1 protein-coding gene is annotated in these 368 nt (G+C 37.8%); it reads right to left on the reverse strand.

The features are described 5' to 3' along the window. The coding region (locus GOQ17_RS16130) for a transposase (protein WP_394350618.1) at positions 1 to 354 on the reverse strand (354 nt) is incomplete at its 3' end. Positions 355 to 368 lie beyond the last annotated feature (14 nt).

Here is a 368-nt window from a genome sequence, read left to right on the forward strand (position 1 = left end):
ACATCCCTTTGGAAAGGTAATGTTCTTGGCTATCTTTGATTCATGTTGTTTACCATCTGTAATATGCACAAAACTGGGCATACAGCCATCATAATCAAGTATAGTATGAAGTTTTACAGCTCCCTTAGCACTGCGGAATTTTGCCCAGTCAAATACACTTAAACATAAGGGAATAATAGTAGCATCCATGAGATATACTTTACGCTTGAGCCTGTTAAGCTCGGCGCGTCTAGGAGAATCTTTATGCCACAAATCATCCAAAAGTCTATAATACAAATCACGGAATAGACAATGATCACGATGTTTGTTGATATAAGATAAGTTGGACTTGCTAGGTGTTCTGGAAATTCCCATATGACTCATGTTTC

Origin of the sequence: Sphingobacterium composti (assembly GCF_009829075.1) — a bacterium.
GTDB lineage: Bacteria > Bacteroidota > Bacteroidia > Sphingobacteriales > Sphingobacteriaceae > Sphingobacterium > Sphingobacterium composti.